The sequence below is a fragment of the Bradyrhizobium sp. 18BD genome (assembly GCF_054185225.1).
In genome coordinates this window covers 87,391-104,469 of record NZ_JAVAYL010000024.1, presented here as the reverse complement: position 1 = coordinate 104,469, position 17,079 = coordinate 87,391, and the positions used below count along the sequence as shown (strand labels likewise).

16 protein-coding genes and 1 tRNA gene are annotated in these 17,079 nt (G+C 64.4%); 10 read left to right on the top strand and 7 right to left on the bottom strand.

What is annotated here, in order from left to right; translation table 11 throughout:
* Positions 1–26: 26 nt before the first annotated feature.
* From leuD to RAD16_RS33915, 4 genes are all read right to left on the bottom strand, one after another.
* On the bottom strand, positions 27–653 hold the full coding sequence (gene leuD / locus RAD16_RS33930) for a 3-isopropylmalate dehydratase small subunit (protein WP_458162204.1): 627 nt from the start codon (positions 651–653) through the stop codon (positions 27–29).
* Positions 654–2,063: a 3-isopropylmalate dehydratase large subunit gene (gene leuC / locus RAD16_RS33925; protein WP_458162203.1), complete on the bottom strand. Its 1,410-nt coding sequence runs from the start codon at positions 2,061–2,063 to the stop codon at positions 654–656.
* Positions 2,064–2,238: 175 nt separating this feature from the next.
* Entirely contained in the window at positions 2,239–3,192 is a 954-nt protein-coding gene (locus RAD16_RS33920) for a LysR family transcriptional regulator (RefSeq protein WP_458162202.1), read from the bottom strand.
* Between the two features lie 264 nt (positions 3,193–3,456).
* Positions 3,457–3,546 (bottom strand) — tRNA-Ser (locus RAD16_RS33915).
* A gap of 229 nt (positions 3,547–3,775) precedes the next feature.
* On the opposite strand from RAD16_RS33915, the gene RAD16_RS33910 reads away from it, so the two are divergent.
* On the top strand, positions 3,776–4,639 hold the full coding sequence (locus RAD16_RS33910; RefSeq protein ID WP_458162201.1) for an alpha/beta fold hydrolase: 864 nt from the start codon (positions 3,776–3,778) through the stop codon (positions 4,637–4,639).
* A gap of 188 nt (positions 4,640–4,827) precedes the next feature.
* Here the strand turns inward: RAD16_RS33910 and RAD16_RS33905 are convergent, their stop codons facing one another.
* Positions 4,828–5,970, bottom strand: coding sequence for an ROK family protein (locus tag RAD16_RS33905; RefSeq protein WP_458162200.1), 1,143 nt, complete (start codon positions 5,968–5,970; stop codon positions 4,828–4,830).
* A 331-nt stretch (positions 5,971–6,301) separates the two neighbouring features.
* Here RAD16_RS33905 and rplU point away from each other — a divergent pair, with 331 nt between their 5' ends.
* The 3 genes from rplU (at position 6,302) to RAD16_RS33890 (ending at position 7,798) form a co-directional block, all read left to right on the top strand.
* Entirely contained in the window at positions 6,302–6,676 is a 375-nt protein-coding gene (gene rplU / locus RAD16_RS33900) for a 50S ribosomal protein L21 (RefSeq protein ID WP_458162199.1), read from the top strand.
* A 102-nt stretch (positions 6,677–6,778) separates the two neighbouring features.
* On the top strand, positions 6,779–7,048 hold the full coding sequence (gene rpmA, locus RAD16_RS33895) for a 50S ribosomal protein L27 (protein ID WP_008137923.1): 270 nt from the start codon (positions 6,779–6,781) through the stop codon (positions 7,046–7,048).
* Positions 7,049–7,204: 156 nt separating this feature from the next.
* Positions 7,205–7,798: a GNAT family N-acetyltransferase gene (locus RAD16_RS33890; protein ID WP_458162198.1), complete on the top strand. Its 594-nt coding sequence runs from the start codon at positions 7,205–7,207 to the stop codon at positions 7,796–7,798.
* Between the two features lie 47 nt (positions 7,799–7,845).
* On the opposite strand, the gene RAD16_RS33885 is transcribed toward RAD16_RS33890, so the two are convergent.
* On the bottom strand, positions 7,846–8,760 hold the full coding sequence (locus tag RAD16_RS33885; protein WP_458162197.1) for a DMT family transporter: 915 nt from the start codon (positions 8,758–8,760) through the stop codon (positions 7,846–7,848).
* A 280-nt stretch (positions 8,761–9,040) separates the two neighbouring features.
* On the opposite strand from RAD16_RS33885, the gene RAD16_RS33880 reads away from it, so the two are divergent.
* From RAD16_RS33880 to RAD16_RS33870, 3 genes are all read left to right on the top strand, one after another.
* Positions 9,041–9,523 (top strand): MaoC family dehydratase, encoded by a 483-nt coding sequence (locus RAD16_RS33880; RefSeq protein WP_458162196.1) that lies wholly within the window; start codon positions 9,041–9,043, stop codon positions 9,521–9,523.
* A gap of 85 nt (positions 9,524–9,608) precedes the next feature.
* Positions 9,609–10,649, top strand: a complete 1,041-nt coding sequence (obgE, locus tag RAD16_RS33875) for a GTPase ObgE (protein WP_458162195.1) — start codon at positions 9,609–9,611, stop codon at positions 10,647–10,649.
* A gap of 70 nt (positions 10,650–10,719) precedes the next feature.
* A complete protein-coding gene (locus RAD16_RS33870) occupies positions 10,720–12,354 on the top strand; it encodes an alkaline phosphatase family protein (protein ID WP_458162194.1) in 1,635 nt (544 codons plus the stop codon).
* A 182-nt stretch (positions 12,355–12,536) separates the two neighbouring features.
* Here RAD16_RS33870 and RAD16_RS33865 read toward each other — a convergent pair whose 3' ends face one another.
* Positions 12,537–13,502 carry a Bug family tripartite tricarboxylate transporter substrate binding protein gene (locus RAD16_RS33865; protein WP_458162193.1) on the bottom strand — a complete coding sequence of 322 codons (966 nt, stop codon included), beginning with the start codon at positions 13,500–13,502 and terminating at the stop codon, positions 12,537–12,539.
* 204 nt (positions 13,503–13,706) lie between these two features.
* Here RAD16_RS33865 and proB point away from each other — a divergent pair, with 204 nt between their 5' ends.
* The 3 genes from proB (at position 13,707) to RAD16_RS33850 (ending at position 16,929) form a co-directional block, all read left to right on the top strand.
* Positions 13,707–14,828 carry a glutamate 5-kinase gene (gene proB / locus RAD16_RS33860; protein WP_458162192.1) on the top strand — a complete coding sequence of 374 codons (1,122 nt, stop codon included), beginning with the start codon at positions 13,707–13,709 and terminating at the stop codon, positions 14,826–14,828.
* Between the two features lie 137 nt (positions 14,829–14,965).
* Positions 14,966–16,261 (top strand): glutamate-5-semialdehyde dehydrogenase, encoded by a 1,296-nt coding sequence (locus RAD16_RS33855; RefSeq protein ID WP_458162191.1) that lies wholly within the window; start codon positions 14,966–14,968, stop codon positions 16,259–16,261.
* 23 nt (positions 16,262–16,284) lie between these two features.
* On the top strand, positions 16,285–16,929 hold the full coding sequence (locus RAD16_RS33850) for a nicotinate-nucleotide adenylyltransferase (RefSeq protein WP_458162190.1): 645 nt from the start codon (positions 16,285–16,287) through the stop codon (positions 16,927–16,929).
* Positions 16,930–17,079 lie beyond the last annotated feature (150 nt).

Here is a 17,079-nt window from a genome sequence, read left to right as displayed (position 1 = left end):
ATGTGTCCTGCCGATTATCTTACCGATTATCCTGCAAAATGAATCCACGGCCGCGCGGTGCGGTCGGATGCCTGGAAGGCGCGGATTTGCTGATCCCGCCGCAGCGTCAGCGAAATCTCGTCGAGCCCTTCGAGCAAACCCGCGCGCCGGCGCGGATCGATCTCGAAACTGTGCCGCGTCCCCGATGGCGAGGTGACCGTCTGCTCCTGCAGATCGACACTGACGCGTCCTGCGCCCTGGCTCGCTTCGATCTCCGCCGAAAGGCTGTCGATGACGGCCTTGTCCAGCACCACCGGCAGGATGCCGTTCTGGAAACAGTTGGCGAAGAAGATGTCGCCGAAGCCGGATCCGACGATGGCGCGGATGCCCATCTCCTGAAGCGCCCACACCGCCGCCTCGCGCGACGAGCCGCAGCCGAAATTCGGCCCGGTCACCAGGATCTCCGCGGCACGATAAGGCTCGCGATTCAGGATGAACGCCGGATTGTCCGAACCATCGGGCAGATAGCGGAGCGATCCGAACGCCCATTTGCCGAGACTGCCGCGAACGGAATTTCCGATCATGCGGTTGATGCTGATGATGACATCCGTATCGACATTGGTGCGCATGATCGGCGCGGCAATCGCCGTCAGCTTGGTGAAGGGTTGTGCCATCTAGCGCTCCAGAGTTCGGACGTCGGCGATGGCGCCGGACACCGCCGCCGCGACGGCCATGGCCGGGCTCGCCAGATGGGTGCGGGCACGCGGTCCTTGCCGGCCGATGAAATTCCGGTTCGACGTCGACACCGAGCGCTGGCCGGGCGGCACGGTTTCGCCGTTGGCGGCGAGGCACATCGAGCATCCGGGCTCGCGCCATTCGAAGCCCGCGTCGATGAAGATCCTGTCGAGCCCTTCGGCGACCGCATCGCGCTTGACGGTCTCCGAACCCGGCACGACCCAGGCCCGCACGCCCGGCGCAACCTTGCGGCCACGCGCGACCTCGGCTGCGGCGCGCAGATCGCTGAGACGGCTGTTGGTGCAGGAGCCGATGAAGACCCAATCCACCGGCGTGCCCGCGATCGGCGCGCCCGGCTTGAGGCCCATATAATCGAGCGCGATCTCGATCGCGCCGCGGCGCGCCGGATCGGCAATGTCGGCGGGATCCGGAATGCGGCCATCGACACCGAGCACATGTTCGGGGCTGGTGCCCCAGGTGATCTGCGGGATGATCGTTCCGACGTCGATCGAGACCTCGCGATCGAACTTTGCGTCGCTGTCGCTGCGCAACGTCCGCCATGCCGCGACGGCGCGGTCCCACATCTCGCCCTGCGGCGCGTAGGGACGGCCGCGGATGTAGTCGAACGTTTTGTCATCAGGCGCAGTCAGCCCCATCTTGGCGCCGAGCTCGACCGACAGATTGCAGATGGTCAGCCGCCCTTCGATCGGCATGTCCCTGATCGCACTGCCGGCGTATTCGACGGCGTAGCCGGTGCCGCCGGCGGCACCGACATGGCCGATCAGGGCGAGGATGAGATCCTTCGCCGTCACGCCGAACGGCAGTTTGCCGTCGAACGTCACGCGCATGGTTTTGGGCCGGCGCTGGATGATGGTCTGGGTCGCCAGCACATGTGTGAGCTCGCTGGAGCCGATGCCGAAGGCGAGCGCGCCAAGCCCGCCATGGGTGCAGGTATGGCTGTCGCCGCAGACGATCAGGCAGCCGGGCAGGCTGAGACCGAGCTCCGGCCCGATGACATGGACGATGCCCTGCCCGGGCTGGTCGATGTCGAACAACTGAATGCCGCTGGCCGAGGTCTCGACCCGCAACGCCGCCAGCAATTCCTGCCCGGTCCTGATCGTGCCGGCGCGCCCGGACGCCGTCGAAATCGCATGATCAGGCGTCGCGAAGGTCAGCTCGGGGTTGTGAACCGGGAGGTTGCGGCCTTTGAGGTCGATCAGGCCGCGGGAGCCGCCGAGGTCATGCAGCAAATGGCGATCGACATGAAGCAGATCGGTATCATCGCTGACCTCCGCGATGACATGCTGGTCCCAGATTTTGGCCAGCAGCGTGCGACCACGCGTGTCCACGATCCGTCCTCCCTGTTCGGCATCTGATGCGCCGTAAGGCTGCCGATCATGCCGACCGGCCGCGATGTTGGGAAACAGGATAGAAGTCCGTTCCGGAAAAGTGCAGTGACGGTTTGGCAGCGAGCCATCGCGCCACGCGATGGCTCGACTTGGCGCTGGCCTTGGCGCGGGCGAGCTAGCCTCTGCCCCGCACGATCGTCAGCCGGTCGGAGAGGCCGTCCATGGTGAGACGCGCATCATCATGCACCCGCAAATGGTCGACCAGCAGCTTGGTGACCGGCGGCAGCGAATTGTAATCGCGCACGCCCATGACGAGTTTGCGCGATGCCCACGGCTCGTCGAGCGGGACGGTGACGAGGCTGTCGACGCCATAGCGGCCCTGGACGATCTCCAGCGGCACGACGCCGACCCCCATCCGGGCATCGATGACGCGAAACAGCGCATCGAAACTGCTGACGCGGACGCGCACCTTGAGATGCTGCCCAAGCGCCGCGGCCGCGCCAACGCACAGCGTCTCGATCGAGCTGCCCTTCTCCAGGCTGACGAAGTCGAAATCGACCAGCTCGCGGAAGCGAACATTGCTGCGGCCGGCCAGCGGATGGTCGCGCGTGACCAGCGCGACCAGGCTGTCGCTGCGATAGGACAGCAACTCCAGATCCTGTCCGTCGATGTTGCCGCCGAAAATGCCGATGTCGGCGCGGTTCTCGACCACCGCGCGCACGATCGCGGGGCTGAGATCCTCCTCGATGTCGATGCGGACCATCGGATGCCGTTCCAGGAACAGGCTGAGCTCGTCCGCCAGGAATTCGAGGATCGCGGACTTGTTGGCACAGACCCGGATCAGCCCGCGCGTGCCCTGCCGGTATCCGGTCAGCTCGGTCTCGAGCCTGCTCAAATTGCCGAGGATGATGCGGGCGTGCTCGAGCAGAGCAAACCCGGCCGGCGTCGGCTCGATCCCCTTGGAATGACGATGCAGCAGCTCGACCTGGAAACGGTCCTCGATATCCGAGATGCGGCGGCTGACCGCGGACGCGGCAATGTTCTTCTTCTCCGCCGCCTTCGCAATACTCTGCTCCTCGACGATCGCCACGAACAGCTGCAGCGTCAGGAGATCGATTTTGGCGGTCATCGGGGAGATCCTCGGGCGGGACTCGCGAGGGTCATTGTGGAGAAGCTTGGCGACCCGCCGCAAGTGAGCTGTCGAATTGCGGCCTTACCGGGAACGGCGACAAAAGCCGCTGCGACGCGGAACTTTCACGCACTGTGATTTGGGATACTTCGACCTGGAGCAGAAAACCTGCTGCCCCTCGACAACCCGTTCGGGGCATGAGGTTGTTACCCATCTCTTAGGTACGATCCGTTACCTATGTCTCCGGGCTGGACACTTTGATTATGGCGGAGAGGGAGGGATTCGAACCCCCGATAGGCTTGCACCTATGCCGCATTTCGAGTGCGGTGCATTCAACCACTCTGCCACCTCTCCTGAAGGCGCCATGAAGGGGCAGGCCCCTGTGGTTGGGGGCGTTAATAGGCGAGGATGGCTGGCCAGACAAGGCGCGAAAGGGGAAAATCCGCTGCCTCTTTCAGCCCCGCACCAGCTAGAACCCGTTCCGATAGGATCGGAACGGGCTCCAGATTCTTATTTGACGCGTTTTCTTGACGCGAACCGGCGTCCACTTCGCTTGAAAACGCTTTGGCCGGGAGGAACTGCCATGGAGCACCTGACGATCGCCGCCAATGGCGCCAAATTCCACGTGGTTCGCGCAGGAAGCGGAAAACCGCTGCTTTTGCTGCATGGTTGGCCGGAATTCTGGCTGACCTGGAAGCCGGTCATGGCCCGGCTTTCGGACCGATTTATGCTTGTAGCACCCGATCTGCGCGGCTTCGGCGACAGCGACAAGCCGGATGGGCCTTTCGGTCCGGACGGCCATGCGGCGGACATGCTGGCGCTGATGGACGCCCTCGGCATCGCGCGATTCGGGGTCGTCGGCCACGATGTCGGCGGCGCCGTGATGCAGCCGCTGGCCCGGCAGGCGCCCGACCGGCTGGCGGGCCTGTTCTTTTTCGATTTCGTCTATCCCGGGATCGGGCCGCGCATGGCGGCGCCTGATCGGCTCAACCACATCTGGTACCAGTCCTTCCACCAGATGGAGATGGCCGTGCGGCTCGTCGGCGCGAGCCGCGAGAGCTGCCGGCTCTATATCTCCCACTTCCTGAAAGGTTGGGCACATCGCAAGAACGCATTCGACGATGTCCTCGACGCCTTCGCCGACAATTTCTTCAAGGAAGGCAATCTCGCCGGCGGCTTTGCGCATTATCGCGCGTCACATGCCGGGCGCGTCGCGATGATGAAGGGTGAAGCACCGCAACTGCCGCCGATCAATTTGCCGACCTGCGTGCGCTGGGCCGAGCACGATCCGCTGTTTCCCTATGCCTGGACCGACCGGCTGGGCGAGACGTTCGGCAATGTCGACGTTGCGATGTTCCCCGGCGTCGGCCACTTCCCGCATCGCGAGGATCCGAATCGCGCCGCGCAGGAGATCGCGGCGTTCTTTCAGCGGATCGGCTGGAGCTGAAGGGCGGAAAACATCCCGAAGAACGGGTGGGACCGCCAGACGCGGTAAACACTGGCGGTCCCGGTGCCGCTCAGTGAAATACTGGCTGGGAAGGGCGGCTTCGCCGGCCAGATTGAGACGACAATTCGACCCTAGCGTGCAGGCCGCGGGCCGCAACGCAAAGTGGTCCTTAACCTAACCAGTCAAGGTTACTCCTTGTCGGCCTTGGCCTTTTTCTTGTTAGCTTCCTTTCCGTTCTCGGTAGAATCACGGTCTTTTCCGTTGCTACCGTTCTTGCGGCGGTTGGTGAAGCGGGCATTGCCGAGACCCGTGCCGATGGTGAGCACGCCCCAGCGCGCGACATGCTGCATGAAGGGTACCTCCGAGAGGCCCTGAACCACGCCGTCATTGTGCATCACGATCGCGGTGTCGTGCCCGCCGATCTGCGGAATGCCCTCGATCAAGCTCGCGGGCAGGTTGAATTTGCTGCTCTCCCAATTGCCCGGCAGGTTCTGCGCGCCTTTTTCAATGGACCCATCCTCCTTGATCACGCCGGGACAGGCGATGCCGATGAACGGCGCGAGCTTGAAGCCTTCGGCCTCGGCGTCCTCGATGAGGCCTTGGAGCATCTTGACCAACCGCTTCACCGCGGCCTCGCGGCTCGGCTCATCGTCGGCATGGCGCCACAGATCGGACTTGAAGACGACCGCCTTGGACAGGTCCGGCGCCTTCTTCCAGCGCGTCTCGACGATCCCGCAGCGGATGTTGGTTCCGCCGATATCGACCGCGAGAATGCTGTCATAGGCCTCGAAAATCCAGGACGGCGCGAGGTGCAGGGCGCCGATCAAGCCGGCATCATCCGGATCAAAGCGGATCGGCACCAGATCGACCTTGAAGCCTTCCGATTTGAGGATGATCTCGGCCCGGGCAATCGCGATCTCGCCGAGCCGGCTGGCGCGAAAGCCGCCGCCGACCACGATGCACTCGGTTTTGGCCCAGGCCTTGGTCTTGAGGAATCGCCGTGTGACGTAAGCGAGCTCCTGCGCGAAGTCTTCGATCGCGCTGTGCACGACGGCCGTGGCCTCCGTGTCGTCGCCGACCAGAACGGCATCGAGGGCCTTCTTGCTGATCTTGTCGGACGGCTCGTCGCCGAAGGGGTCCTCGCCGCTCTTGCGAAGCGGCTTGCGCCACTCTTCGAGAATTTCGCGAAACGCAGCCTTGCTGGCGCGGTCGCCGAGAAACCCCTCGTCATCCTTGATCTCGATGTTGAAGCTGTCGACGTCGACCGACGGCAGCCGGCTCGCCCCGTGCTGGGCGATGCCCGTTGTCTTGACCAACTCATCCGTTGCCATGGAAGCCCTTGCCCGAATACCAATTCGCGGGGGACAACAGCGGGGGAACCCATTGGTTGCTGTGCGGGCCGAGATTCAATGGCCGGCGTGGACATGGGCCAAATCCTTCAAATCCGGGCCCTTTTCGGCAGTTTTCCTTGACTCTTCGCAGGCGGCGACTATAAGACCCACAACCGGCGCGGGGCGTTTCTCGCGCCGCTTGTTTTTGCGTGGGTTTTCAATGGGATAATTCCCACCCGCACAAAACTCGCATAAACCCATAGCGACTGACCAAAAAGCCGGCCCGGACGATGTTCGTCCCGAGGCCGGGATTGAACACGGAGAAAAAACGATGTTCGCAGTCATCAAAACCGGCGGCAAGCAATACCGCGTCGTGCCGGATGATGTTCTCGAAGTAGGCAAGATCGAAGGCGAAGTTGGCACGATCATCCAGCTGAGCGAAGTTCTGGTGGTCGGCGGCGACACGCCGGTCCTGGGCGTTCCGACGGTGGCCGGCGCCTCCGTTGCGGTCGAGGTGCTCGACCACAAGCGCGGCCCCAAGGTCATCGCGTTCAAGAAGCGCCGCCGCAAGAATTCGCGCCGCAAGCGCGGCTATCGCGACGAGATTACGGTTCTGCGCGTCACCGAGATCCTGACGGACAACGCCAAGCCCACCAAGGGCCCGCGTCCGAAGAAGGAGAAGGTGGTCAAGGAAGCCGCCGAGTAACGAAAACCGATCACGCCAATTCACGAATTGATGCGTGCGACGTTTTGAAATGATTCCGTCAAGGAATTGACCTAGAACTACGCAGGATTTCGGAGACGAGCCATGGCTCACAAAAAAGCAGGCGGTTCATCGCGCAACGGTCGCGATTCCAAGGGTAAGCGCCTCGGCATCAAGGCGTTCGGCGGGGAAGTTGTGATTCCCGGCAACATCATTGCGCGTCAGCGCGGCACCACCTGGCACCCGGGCCTTAATGTCGGCATGGGCACGGACCACACTCTGTTCGCCAAGATCGAGGGCCGCGTCACGTTCCAGGCTAAAGCCAACGGCCGCACCTTCGTATCGGTGCTCCCGCTCGCAGAGGCGGCTGAATAGACGGTGGATCTAATTTGGAGTCCGCCGGGTCCTTGACCAAACCGGCGGAGTCCAGAGATCATAGAGATCGAAGGCTCCAGGGGAGGCAGGGAAACCGGCCTCCCCTTTTCGTTTGACCAGTTCACTTTTCGCTTAGTGACTTTGACGGAGCCGGACATGTTGCAGGATTTCTCGAGCGTGACCTTGCGGGAGGCGAGACCAAGCGTCGTCGCCACCGAGCGGCTGACCTTGCGGCGGCCGACCCTCGCCGACGTCAGGACCATCGCAAACCTCGCCAACGACCGCCGCGTGGCGGAAAACACCCGCCGCCTCCCCCATCCCTATTCGCAGGACGACGCCGTCGAGTTCGTTCGTGCCACCGCCGTGCTCGGTAGCGAGACCGTGTTCCTGATCGAGCACGACAGCGGGCCGGTCGGCATGGTCGGCATCGACTGCTCCACGCCCGGCAATGCCGAGCTCGGCTACTGGCTCGGCGTCGAGCATTGGGGCCGGGGTTACGCAACTGAAGCTGCGCGCGGCGCGATCGACTTCTTCTTCGAGGAGTTCGACGACGACCATCTCTATGCCGGCGCGCGCGTCACCAATCCGTCCTCGCGCAAGGTGCTGGAAAAGTGCGGCTTCCAGTGGAGCGGCGTCCAGCTGCACCGCTTCCTGGCGCTGGGCTCCTCCACGCCGGTCGACTGCTTCCGCCTCTCGCGCGGCGTGTGGTCGTCGCTGAAGAGCTGGAGCAGTGCACGGCGGATGAGGTAGCCACAACTGTCGTCCCGGGCTCGCGCTGCGCGCCCCCCGGGACGACGCTACACCGGCGGGTTCACTTCCGCATTCGGGCGGCCGAGATCGCGCTCGCGCAAATAGATGTAGAACCCGGCGCCGATGATGATCGCGGCGCCGACGATGGTGGCGATCGACGGCACATCGCCGAACACGACGAAGCCGAAGATCACGGCCCAGACGATCATCGAATATTGATACGGCACCACGACACTGGCCGGCGCGAGCTTGAGCGAGCGGTTGACGCAGAACAGCGCGGTCACCGAAATAAGCCCCGCCAGCGCGAAGAACACGAGGCTGCCCGGTGTGGGCGGCACCCAGTGGAATGCCGACAGCACCGCGCCCAGCGAAAACGTGCCGATGAATTGCGAGGACGCCATCACGATATCGGGCGTCTTGCGCAGGCTGCGCGTGATCAGCATCAACGTCGCGAACGACAAGCTGCCTCCGAGCGCGATCAGCGCCGGCAAGCTGACCGTCTGCGCCGACGGCCGCAGTGCGATCAAGACGCCGCAGAAGCCGATCAGAATCGCGGTCCAGCGCCGCCAACCGACCTTCTCGCCCAGGAAGATCGCCGACATCGCGGTGACGAAGATCGGACCGGCGAGGTAGTAGGTAATGACGTCGGCAAGCGGCAGATAGACGGTGGCGAGGAAGAAGGCGGCCACCTCCAGCGTCGACAGCACGACGCGGAACAGCTGCAAACGCGGCCGCTCCAGATGCAGGAACTGGTGACGCTTCTTCCAGATCATCGGCGCCAGCAGCAGCAGCGCCGCGCAGGCGCGCAGGAACAGGAGCTGCCCCACCGAATACGTCCCGACCAGAAACTTGCCCATGGCGTCGCCGAACGAGAACATGAAGATCGACAGCACCATGAGGGCGATGCCGGCCAGCCGCGCCGAGCGCTCGTCATAGGCGGAAAGGTTTTTGAAGAAGGGCATCGAACAAGTCGGGCTGTGAGAGATCGTCATAGCGAGGAGCTCTTGCGACGAAGCAATCCAGACTGCTTCCGTGGAGACGGTCTGGATTGCTTCGCTGCGCTCGCAATGACGGGCGGAGAGAGCGCGGAAAAAATCAGCGACTAGACTCGCTTGCGGTCGTTTTAATGACGTGAGCCGCCGCGACAAGCCCACGCAAGCCGAATTGAGCGGATTGTCGCACTCTTCGCGGCGCGGTAGCGATAGGCCGACCACGAGCAGAGAGCCAAGAAAGAGCTAAGACATGACCGACTTCGACCCGGCCCAGCACCGCATGATCACCGCGCAACGCTGGTTTGAGGATTTCGTGGTCGGCGAACGCTTCGTGCTGCCGAGCCGCACCCAGACCACGGCCGTGTTCGCGGCCTTCCAGACCGCGAGCGGCGATACCCACCCGGTGCATTACGATGTGGAATATTGCCGCAGCCGCGGCATGCCGCATTTGCTCGCGCACGGCTTCCAGACCTTGATCCACACCGCGCCCGGTGCGGGCCTGTTTCCCTTCATGGTCGAGGAATCCCTGGTCGGCTTCCTCGAGCAGTCGAGCCGGTTCCTCAGACCTGTCTACGCCGACGACACGATCTATCCCGCGCTCGAGGTCACCGAGCTGGTGCCGGGCCGCACCACCGGTGCGGTGACGCTCAAAAGCACCGTGTTCAACCAACGCAAGGAGCTGGTGGTGGAGGGCACGCAGAAATTCCTGATCCGGAGGCGACCGGTTGGTTAAGCAAGGGGCGAAATTCGCCGGTTTTCGGCCGATTTGCGGGTAAGTCCGGGTTGCCGCGCGTGCCCGGCTGGCCTACCTATGGCCCATGAAATTCCTCGACGAAGCAAAGGTCTATATCCGCTCCGGTGACGGCGGGAACGGCTGCGTGGCGTTCCGCCGCGAGAAGTTCATCGAGTTCGGTGGTCCGTCCGGCGGCAATGGCGGCCGCGGCGGCAACGTGATCATCGAGGTCGCCGATGGCCTCAACACGCTGATCGACTACCGCTACCAGCAGCACTTCAAGGCCCAGAAGGGCGAGAACGGCATGGGCTCGGACCGCCACGGCGCGAACGGCAAGAACATCGTGCTGAAGGTCCCCGTCGGCACGCAGATCTTTGACGAAGACCGCGAGACGCTGATCCACGACTTCACCAATGTCGGCGAAAAGTTCGTGCTGGCCGAGGGCGGCAATGGCGGCTTCGGCAACGCCCATTTCAAATCCTCGACCAACCGCGCGCCGCGCAACGCCAATCCCGGCCAGCCCGGCGAGGAGCGCTGGATCTGGCTGCGGCTGAAGCTGATCGCGGATGCCGGCCTCGTCGGCATGCCCAATGCCGGCAAGTCGACCTTCCTGTCCAAGGTCAGCGCGGCGCGGCCGAAGATTGCCGACTATCCCTTCACCACGCTGCATCCGCAGCTCGGTGTCGTGAACGCCGACGGCCGCGAATTCGTGCTGGCCGACATTCCCGGCCTGATCGAGGGCGCGCATGAAGGCACCGGCCTCGGCGACCGCTTCCTCGGCCATGTCGAGCGCTGCCGCGTGCTCTTGCATCTGATCGACGCCACCTGCGAGCACGCCGGCAAGGCCTACAAGACGGTGCGCAAGGAGCTCGATGCCTATGGCGGGCTGCTGACCGACAAGATCGAGATCGTCGCGCTGAACAAGATCGACGCGGTCGAGCCGGACGAATTGAAGAAGCAGAAGGACCGACTGAAGCGCGCGGCGAAGAAGACACCGCTGCTGCTCTCGGGCGTGACCGGCGACGGCGTCAAGGAAGCCTTGCGCGCGCTCGTCGAGGTGATCGGCGAAGCCCCGGTGTCGGCCAAGGCCAAGAGCGCGGCCGAAGCGGAGCCGTGGTCAGTCTAGGACTGACCCGCTTGTCTTCGCCGGCGCGATAGCGCAGCATCGAACAATCAAGAAAATGCAGGGGCGAGGCATGCCGCGCGCGAAGAACGTTCTCTGGATCATGTGCGACCAGCTTCGCTATGATTATCTCGGCTGCACCGGCCATCCCACGCTGAAGACGCCCAACATCGACGCCATGGCGAGGCGTGGCGTGCTGTTCTCGAAGGCCTACGTGCAGTCGCCGATCTGCGGCCCGTCGCGGATGTCCTTCTATACCGGCCGCTACATGCGCTCGCACGGCTCGCACTGGAACGGCTGGCCGCTGCGCGTCGGCGAGCCCACGCTGGGCGATCACCTCAAGAAGATCGGCGTGCGCAACGTGCTGGTCGGCAAGACCCACATGGCGCCTGATCTCGAAGGCATGAAGGCGCTCGGCATCCCGCCGGAATCGATGATCGGCGTGCATGTCGCTGAGTGCGGCTTTGAGCCCTATGAGCGCGACGACGGCCTGCACCCGACCGGACGGCCGCGCCCGAAATACGACGAGTATCTGCGCCAGCAAGGTTTTGACGCGACCAATCCCTGGGAGCATTGGGCCAATTCAGGTGCAGCGGAAGACGGCAGCTTGCAGAACGGCTGGCTGCTGGTGCACGCCGACAAGGCCGCGCGCGTGCCGGACGAGCATTCCGAGACGCCCTATATGACGCGCCGCGCGATGGATTTCATCAGCGAGGCCGAGACCGATGGGCGGCCGTGGTGCCTGCATCTGTCCTACATCAAGCCGCACTGGCCCTACATCGCGCCCGAGCCCTACGCCAGCATGTATTCGACCGACGACATGATCCCGGTGATCCGCTCCGAGCGCGAGCGCTCGAGCCCGCATCCGGTGTTCGGCGCCTATATGGACATGCGCTACTCCCGCAACATGGCGCGCGACGAGGCCCGCGAGAAGGTGATCCCGACCTATATGGGCCTGATCACCCAGATCGACGACCAGATGGGCGTGCTGATGAAATTCCTGGAGGAACGCGGCCTCCTGGAAACCACCATGATCGTGTTCACCTCCGATCATGGCGATTATCTCGGCGATCACTGGATGGGCGAGAAAGATCTATTCCACGAGCAGTCGGCGAAAATTCCGCTGATCATCATCGACCCTTCGAAGGAAGCCGACGCCACGCGCGGCACGCGCAGCGACGCGCTGGTGGAAGGCATCGATCTCGCGCCGACCTTCGTCGATTATTTCGGCGGCAAGGTGGCGGGCCACATTCTTGAGGGTCGCTCGCTGCTGCCGTTGCTGCGCGGCCCGACGCCGGGCGATTGGCGCAAGGTGGCGTTCTCCGAATATGACTACGCGATGCAGGATGTGCGGCTGAAGCTGAACCAGCCGATCGAGCGCTGCCGCCTGTTCATGGTGTTCGACGGCCGCTGGAAATACATCCACGCCTCCGGCTTCCGCCCGATGCTGTACGATCTCGAAACCGATCCCGATGAATACGTCGATCGCGGCGAAGATCCGGAATGCGCCGGCATCATCGCGCGGTTGCAGGCCGAGCTGTTCGACTGGGCCCTGCATCCGAACGACCACATCACCACGCCGCGCGAGAAGATCGCGGCCTATGCCGACAACCAGCTCCAGGTGAAGGGCGGCGTGTTGATCGGCATCTGGGACGAGAAAGAACTCGCCGCGATCAAGGACGGGATAGCGCAGCGCGCGAAGATGTGAGTTGTTCTTCGCCTCTCCCCGCGTGCGGAGAGGAGCGCTCTGCGGGCGTGCGCATCATTGATGCGATCGAACATCCGCCCGCGCCGTCATTGCGAGCGTAGCGAAGCAATCCAGAATCTCTCCCCGGAGGGACTCTGGATTGCTTCGTCGCAAGGGCTCCTCGCAATGACGGGAGGAGAGACTCAATTCTCGATCTTGTATCCCGTCGCCTTCACGATCGGCTGCCAGAACGCCGTGTTCGCGGCCAGCTCCTTCGACAGCCCATCCGCCGTGCTGCCGACTGGGATTAGGCCAATCGCTGTGAGCTTCTCCTTTACCTCGGGCTTGGCCAGCGCCGCGCTGGCCGCCGCGCCGAGCTTGCTCGCAAACTCCGGCGGGCTGCCGGCGGGAAGCCACATGCCGTACCAGGCGTCCGCGACCAGATCGATGCCGCTCTCCTTCAGTGTCGGGACATCGGGCGCAAACGGCGAACGCTCCGTGCTCGACACAGCGATGATCTTCACGCCCTTGGCGCGATGCTGCGGCAGCGCGTCGGCCAACGTGGTGATCCCAAAAGAAATGTGGCCGCCGACGAGGTCGTTGAGGATCGGCGCACTGCCGCGATAGGGCACACGGGTCAGGGGAATGCCGAGATCCTTCTCGAGCTTGGAGCCCATGAAATGCGGAATGGTGCCGTTGCTCGGCACACCGAACGACGTCTTGTCCGGATGCGCCTTGAGCCAGGCGACGAAGCCCTTGAAATCCGCGGCATCGATCCCCGGGCCGATCACCAGCGCGAATTCGAACCGCGCCAGCAGCGACACCGGCATGAAATCCTTCGCGGTGTCGAAGCTCGGTGTCGTCTCAACCATCGGCAGCAGATACATGGTGGGCCCGGTCGTCACCAGCACCATGCTGCCGTCGGGGCTGCCGCCCTTGACCGCTTTGATGCCGATCAGGCCGTCGCCGCCGGTGCGGTTCTCGACCACGATGGTCCGTTGCAGCACCGGCGCCATCTCCTGCGCGATCAGCCGGCACAGCGTGTCGCCGCCGGCCCCCGCCGCGAACGGGAAGATGACTTTGGTTAGCCCGGCCTGCGCTTGCACCTCACCCGCCTGCGCCAGCAGCGGCAGACCGAGACATCCGGCCATGAATTTGCGGCGATCCATTCGCGTCCTCTTTCAGCCCATTATTGGCTGGCGGCATTAGAGCCGGGCCGGCGTTTAAGACAAGGCCGACCTTCGCCGTTTACTATTTCCCCCGCCTTGCGCCGGCCATCGTCCTGCTGCAAAAGCAGGCCTCAACCGGCGCCGCCCTTCGCTCCGCCGTCTCCAATGCAGAGCATTTCGTCGTACGCGCCAAGACAGACACACATGGCCAGCCCCGAACTCAGTCAATTCCGCCGTATCGTCGTCAAGGTCGGCTCCGCGCTGCTGGTCGATTCCGACAGGGGCGAGGTGCGGGCCTCGTGGCTGGCTGCGCTCGCCGACGACATGGCCAAGCTGCACAAGGAAGGGCGCGACGTCCTCGTGGTCTCCTCCGGCTCGATCGCGCTCGGCCGCAGCCGGCTCAAATTGCCGCGCGGCCCGCTGAAGCTGGAAGAGAGCCAGGCCGCAGCCGCCGTGGGCCAGATCGCGCTGGCGCGGATCTGGTCGGAAGTGCTAGGCGCGCATGGCATCGACGCCGGCCAGATCCTGGTCACGCTGCAGGACACCGAGGAGCGCCGCCGCTATCTCAACGCCCGCTCCACCATCGGCAAGCTGCTGGAGTGGCGCGCGATCCCCGTGATCAACGAGAACGACACGGTCGCCACCACCGAGATCCGCTATGGCGACAATGATCGCCTCGCCGCGCGCGTCGCCACCATGGCGAGCGCCGATTTGCTGGTGCTGCTGTCCGACATCGACGGGCTCTACGATGCTCCGCCGAAGAACAATCCGAACGCCAAGCTGATTCCCGTCGTCGACAGCATCTCCTCCGAGATCGAGGCGGTGGCGGGCGATGCCGAGTCCGAGCTGTCGCGCGGCGGCATGCGCACCAAGGTCGAGGCGGCCAAGATCGCCACGACGGGCGGCACGCATATGCTGATCGCCTCCGGCAAGATCGAGCATCCCCTGCAGGCGATCGCCGATGGCGGCCGCTGCACCTGGTTCCTGACGCCGGCCAATCCCATCACCTCGCGCAAGCGCTGGATCGCCGGCTCGCTGGAGCCGAAGGGCACGCTGACCATCGACGCCGGCGCAGTCGCGGCGCTGCGCGCCGGCGCCAGCCTGCTGCCGGCCGGCGTGATCAAGGTCGAGGGCCAGTTCGCCCGCGGCGATGCCGTCATCGTCCGCGGTCCCGACACCAGCGAAGTCGGCCGCGGCCTGATCGCCTACGACGCCGACGACGCCGAACGCATCAAGGGCCGCTCCTCCCCCGACGTGATGGCCATTCTCGGCATCAGCGGGCGGTCGGAGATGATCCACCGCGACGATCTGGTGATGGGCGGGTAAGGGCCGCTCCGGTCCTTTTTTGCTGGGCCACTGACCCAGCCGGGTCGCAGCCCGGAGTACCTGCCATACCCTCCCGACCCTTCGCAGACGCGGGATTTCCGTGCTAGGACACCGCCTTAGCAGAAGGTTTTGACCCCATGGCCGCCCCCCTCAAAGCCGTAGACGGAAATGCCGATCTCCAGGCGCTGATGTCCGATCTCGCCACCCGTGCCCGCGCTGCGGCGCGCGTGCTGGCGCTGGCGCCGCCGGAGCAGAAGAACCGGGCGCTGGAAGCCATGGAGCGCGCGATCCGCGCCAACGCCGCGGCGATCCTCGCCGCCAATGCCGAGGATGTCGCCGAGGCCCGCGCGTCCAGCAACATGATCGCCTCCTTCATCGACCGCCTGACGCTGACGCCGGCGCGGGTCGAGAGCATGGCCGAAGGCATCGGCATCGTGCGCGGCATTGCCGATCCGATCGGTGTCGTCACCGAGAGCTGGCAGCGGCCGAACGGCATGACCATCGAGCGCGTGCGCGTGCCGCTCGGCGTCGTCGGCGTGATCTTTGAGAGCCGGCCCAATGTCGCAGCCGATGCCGGCGTGCTTTGCCTGAAGTCGGGCAATGCCGTGATCCTGCGCGGCGGCTCCGACAGTTTTCGCTCGTGTCGCGCGATCCATGAATACCTGGTGCAGGGCCTGCGCGAAGCCGGCCTGCCCGAAGCCGCGATCACGCTGGTGCCGACGCGCGACCGCGCGGCCGTCGGCATGATGCTGTCGGGCCTCAATGGCGCCGTCGACGTGATCGTGCCGCGCGGGGGCAAGAGCCTCGTCGCACGCGTCGAACAGGAAGCGCGCGTGCCCGTGTTCGCGCATCTCGAAGGTGTCAACCACGTCTACATCGATGGCAGCGCCGACCTCGCCATGGCGAAGTCGATCGTGCTGAACGCCAAGATGCGCCGCACCGGCGTCTGCGGCGCCGCCGAGACGCTGCTGGTCGATCGCGCGGCTGCTGCGAAAAACCTGAAGCCGCTGGTCGAGATGCTGATCGAGGCCGGCTGCGAAGTGCGCGGCGACGACGCCGTGCAGAAGACGGATGCGCGCGTAAAGCCTGCCAGCGAAGACGATTGGAACACCGAATATCTCGACGCGATCATCGCGGCGAAGGTGGTGGATGGCGTCGACGGCGCGATCGCACACATCCAGACCCACGGCTCGCATCACACCGATGCGATCGTAAGCGCGGATGAGGCTGCGGCGAAGAAGTTCTTGAGCGAGGTCGATTCCGCGATCGTGCTGCACAACGCCTCGACGCAGTTCGCCGATGGCGGCGAGTTCGGTTTCGGTGCCGAGATCGGCATCGCCACCGGCCGTTTCCACGCCCGCGGCCCGGTCGGCGCCGAACAGTTGACGAGCTTCAAGTATCGCGTTCACGGCACAGGGCAGACGCGGCCGTAAGTAACGTCGCAAGGCGCGGGGCATTGAGCAACAACTTCGTCGTGCCGCGCTTCGTGGCGCAAGCGGTCCCACCCCATACCGAAGGGATGCGCATCGGTCTGCTCGGCGGCTCGTTCAATCCGCCGCACCAGGCCCATCGCGCGATCAGCCGGTTCGCGCTGACGCGATTGCAACTCGATCGCGTCTGGTGGCTGGTGACCCCCGGCAATCCGCTCAAGGAGAACGGCAATCTGCACGAGCTCGGCAAGCGCATGCAGGCCGCGCGCGACGTCGCCGACGATCCCCGGATCGAGGTGAGCTGTCTCGAATCCGTCATTCGTACCCGGTATACTATCGACACGATCAACACCTTGCGCCGCCGGTTCTCCGGCCTGCGCTTTGTCTGGATTATGGGCGCCGACAACCTCGCTCAATTCCATCGTTGGCAGGACTGGCGGCGGATTGCCGGCCAGGTGCCGATTGCGGTGATCGACCGCCCGCCGCAGAGTTTTCGCGCCCTCGCCTCGCCCGCCGCCAACGCGCTCGCCCGTTACCGCCTGCCCGAGAACAAGGCAGCATTGCTTGCGGATCAGCCGGCGCCGGCCTGGGTCTTTCTGACCGGATTGAAGCTGAACCTGTCCTCGACCCGCCTCCGGAACCCGGACGGGAGCTGGAAAGGTACGAAGTGAGACAGACTGTGCGGAGGCCGTGGGGGCTCCGGGCGCTCTGGCATATTGAAACCCTTAACCCCACATGATGTAGTGTAGCCAGTGAGCGCAGGATTCGGCGTTCGCGATACAGTGAAAGGAATGGTCCCTGACCACATCTGTATTGTCCAA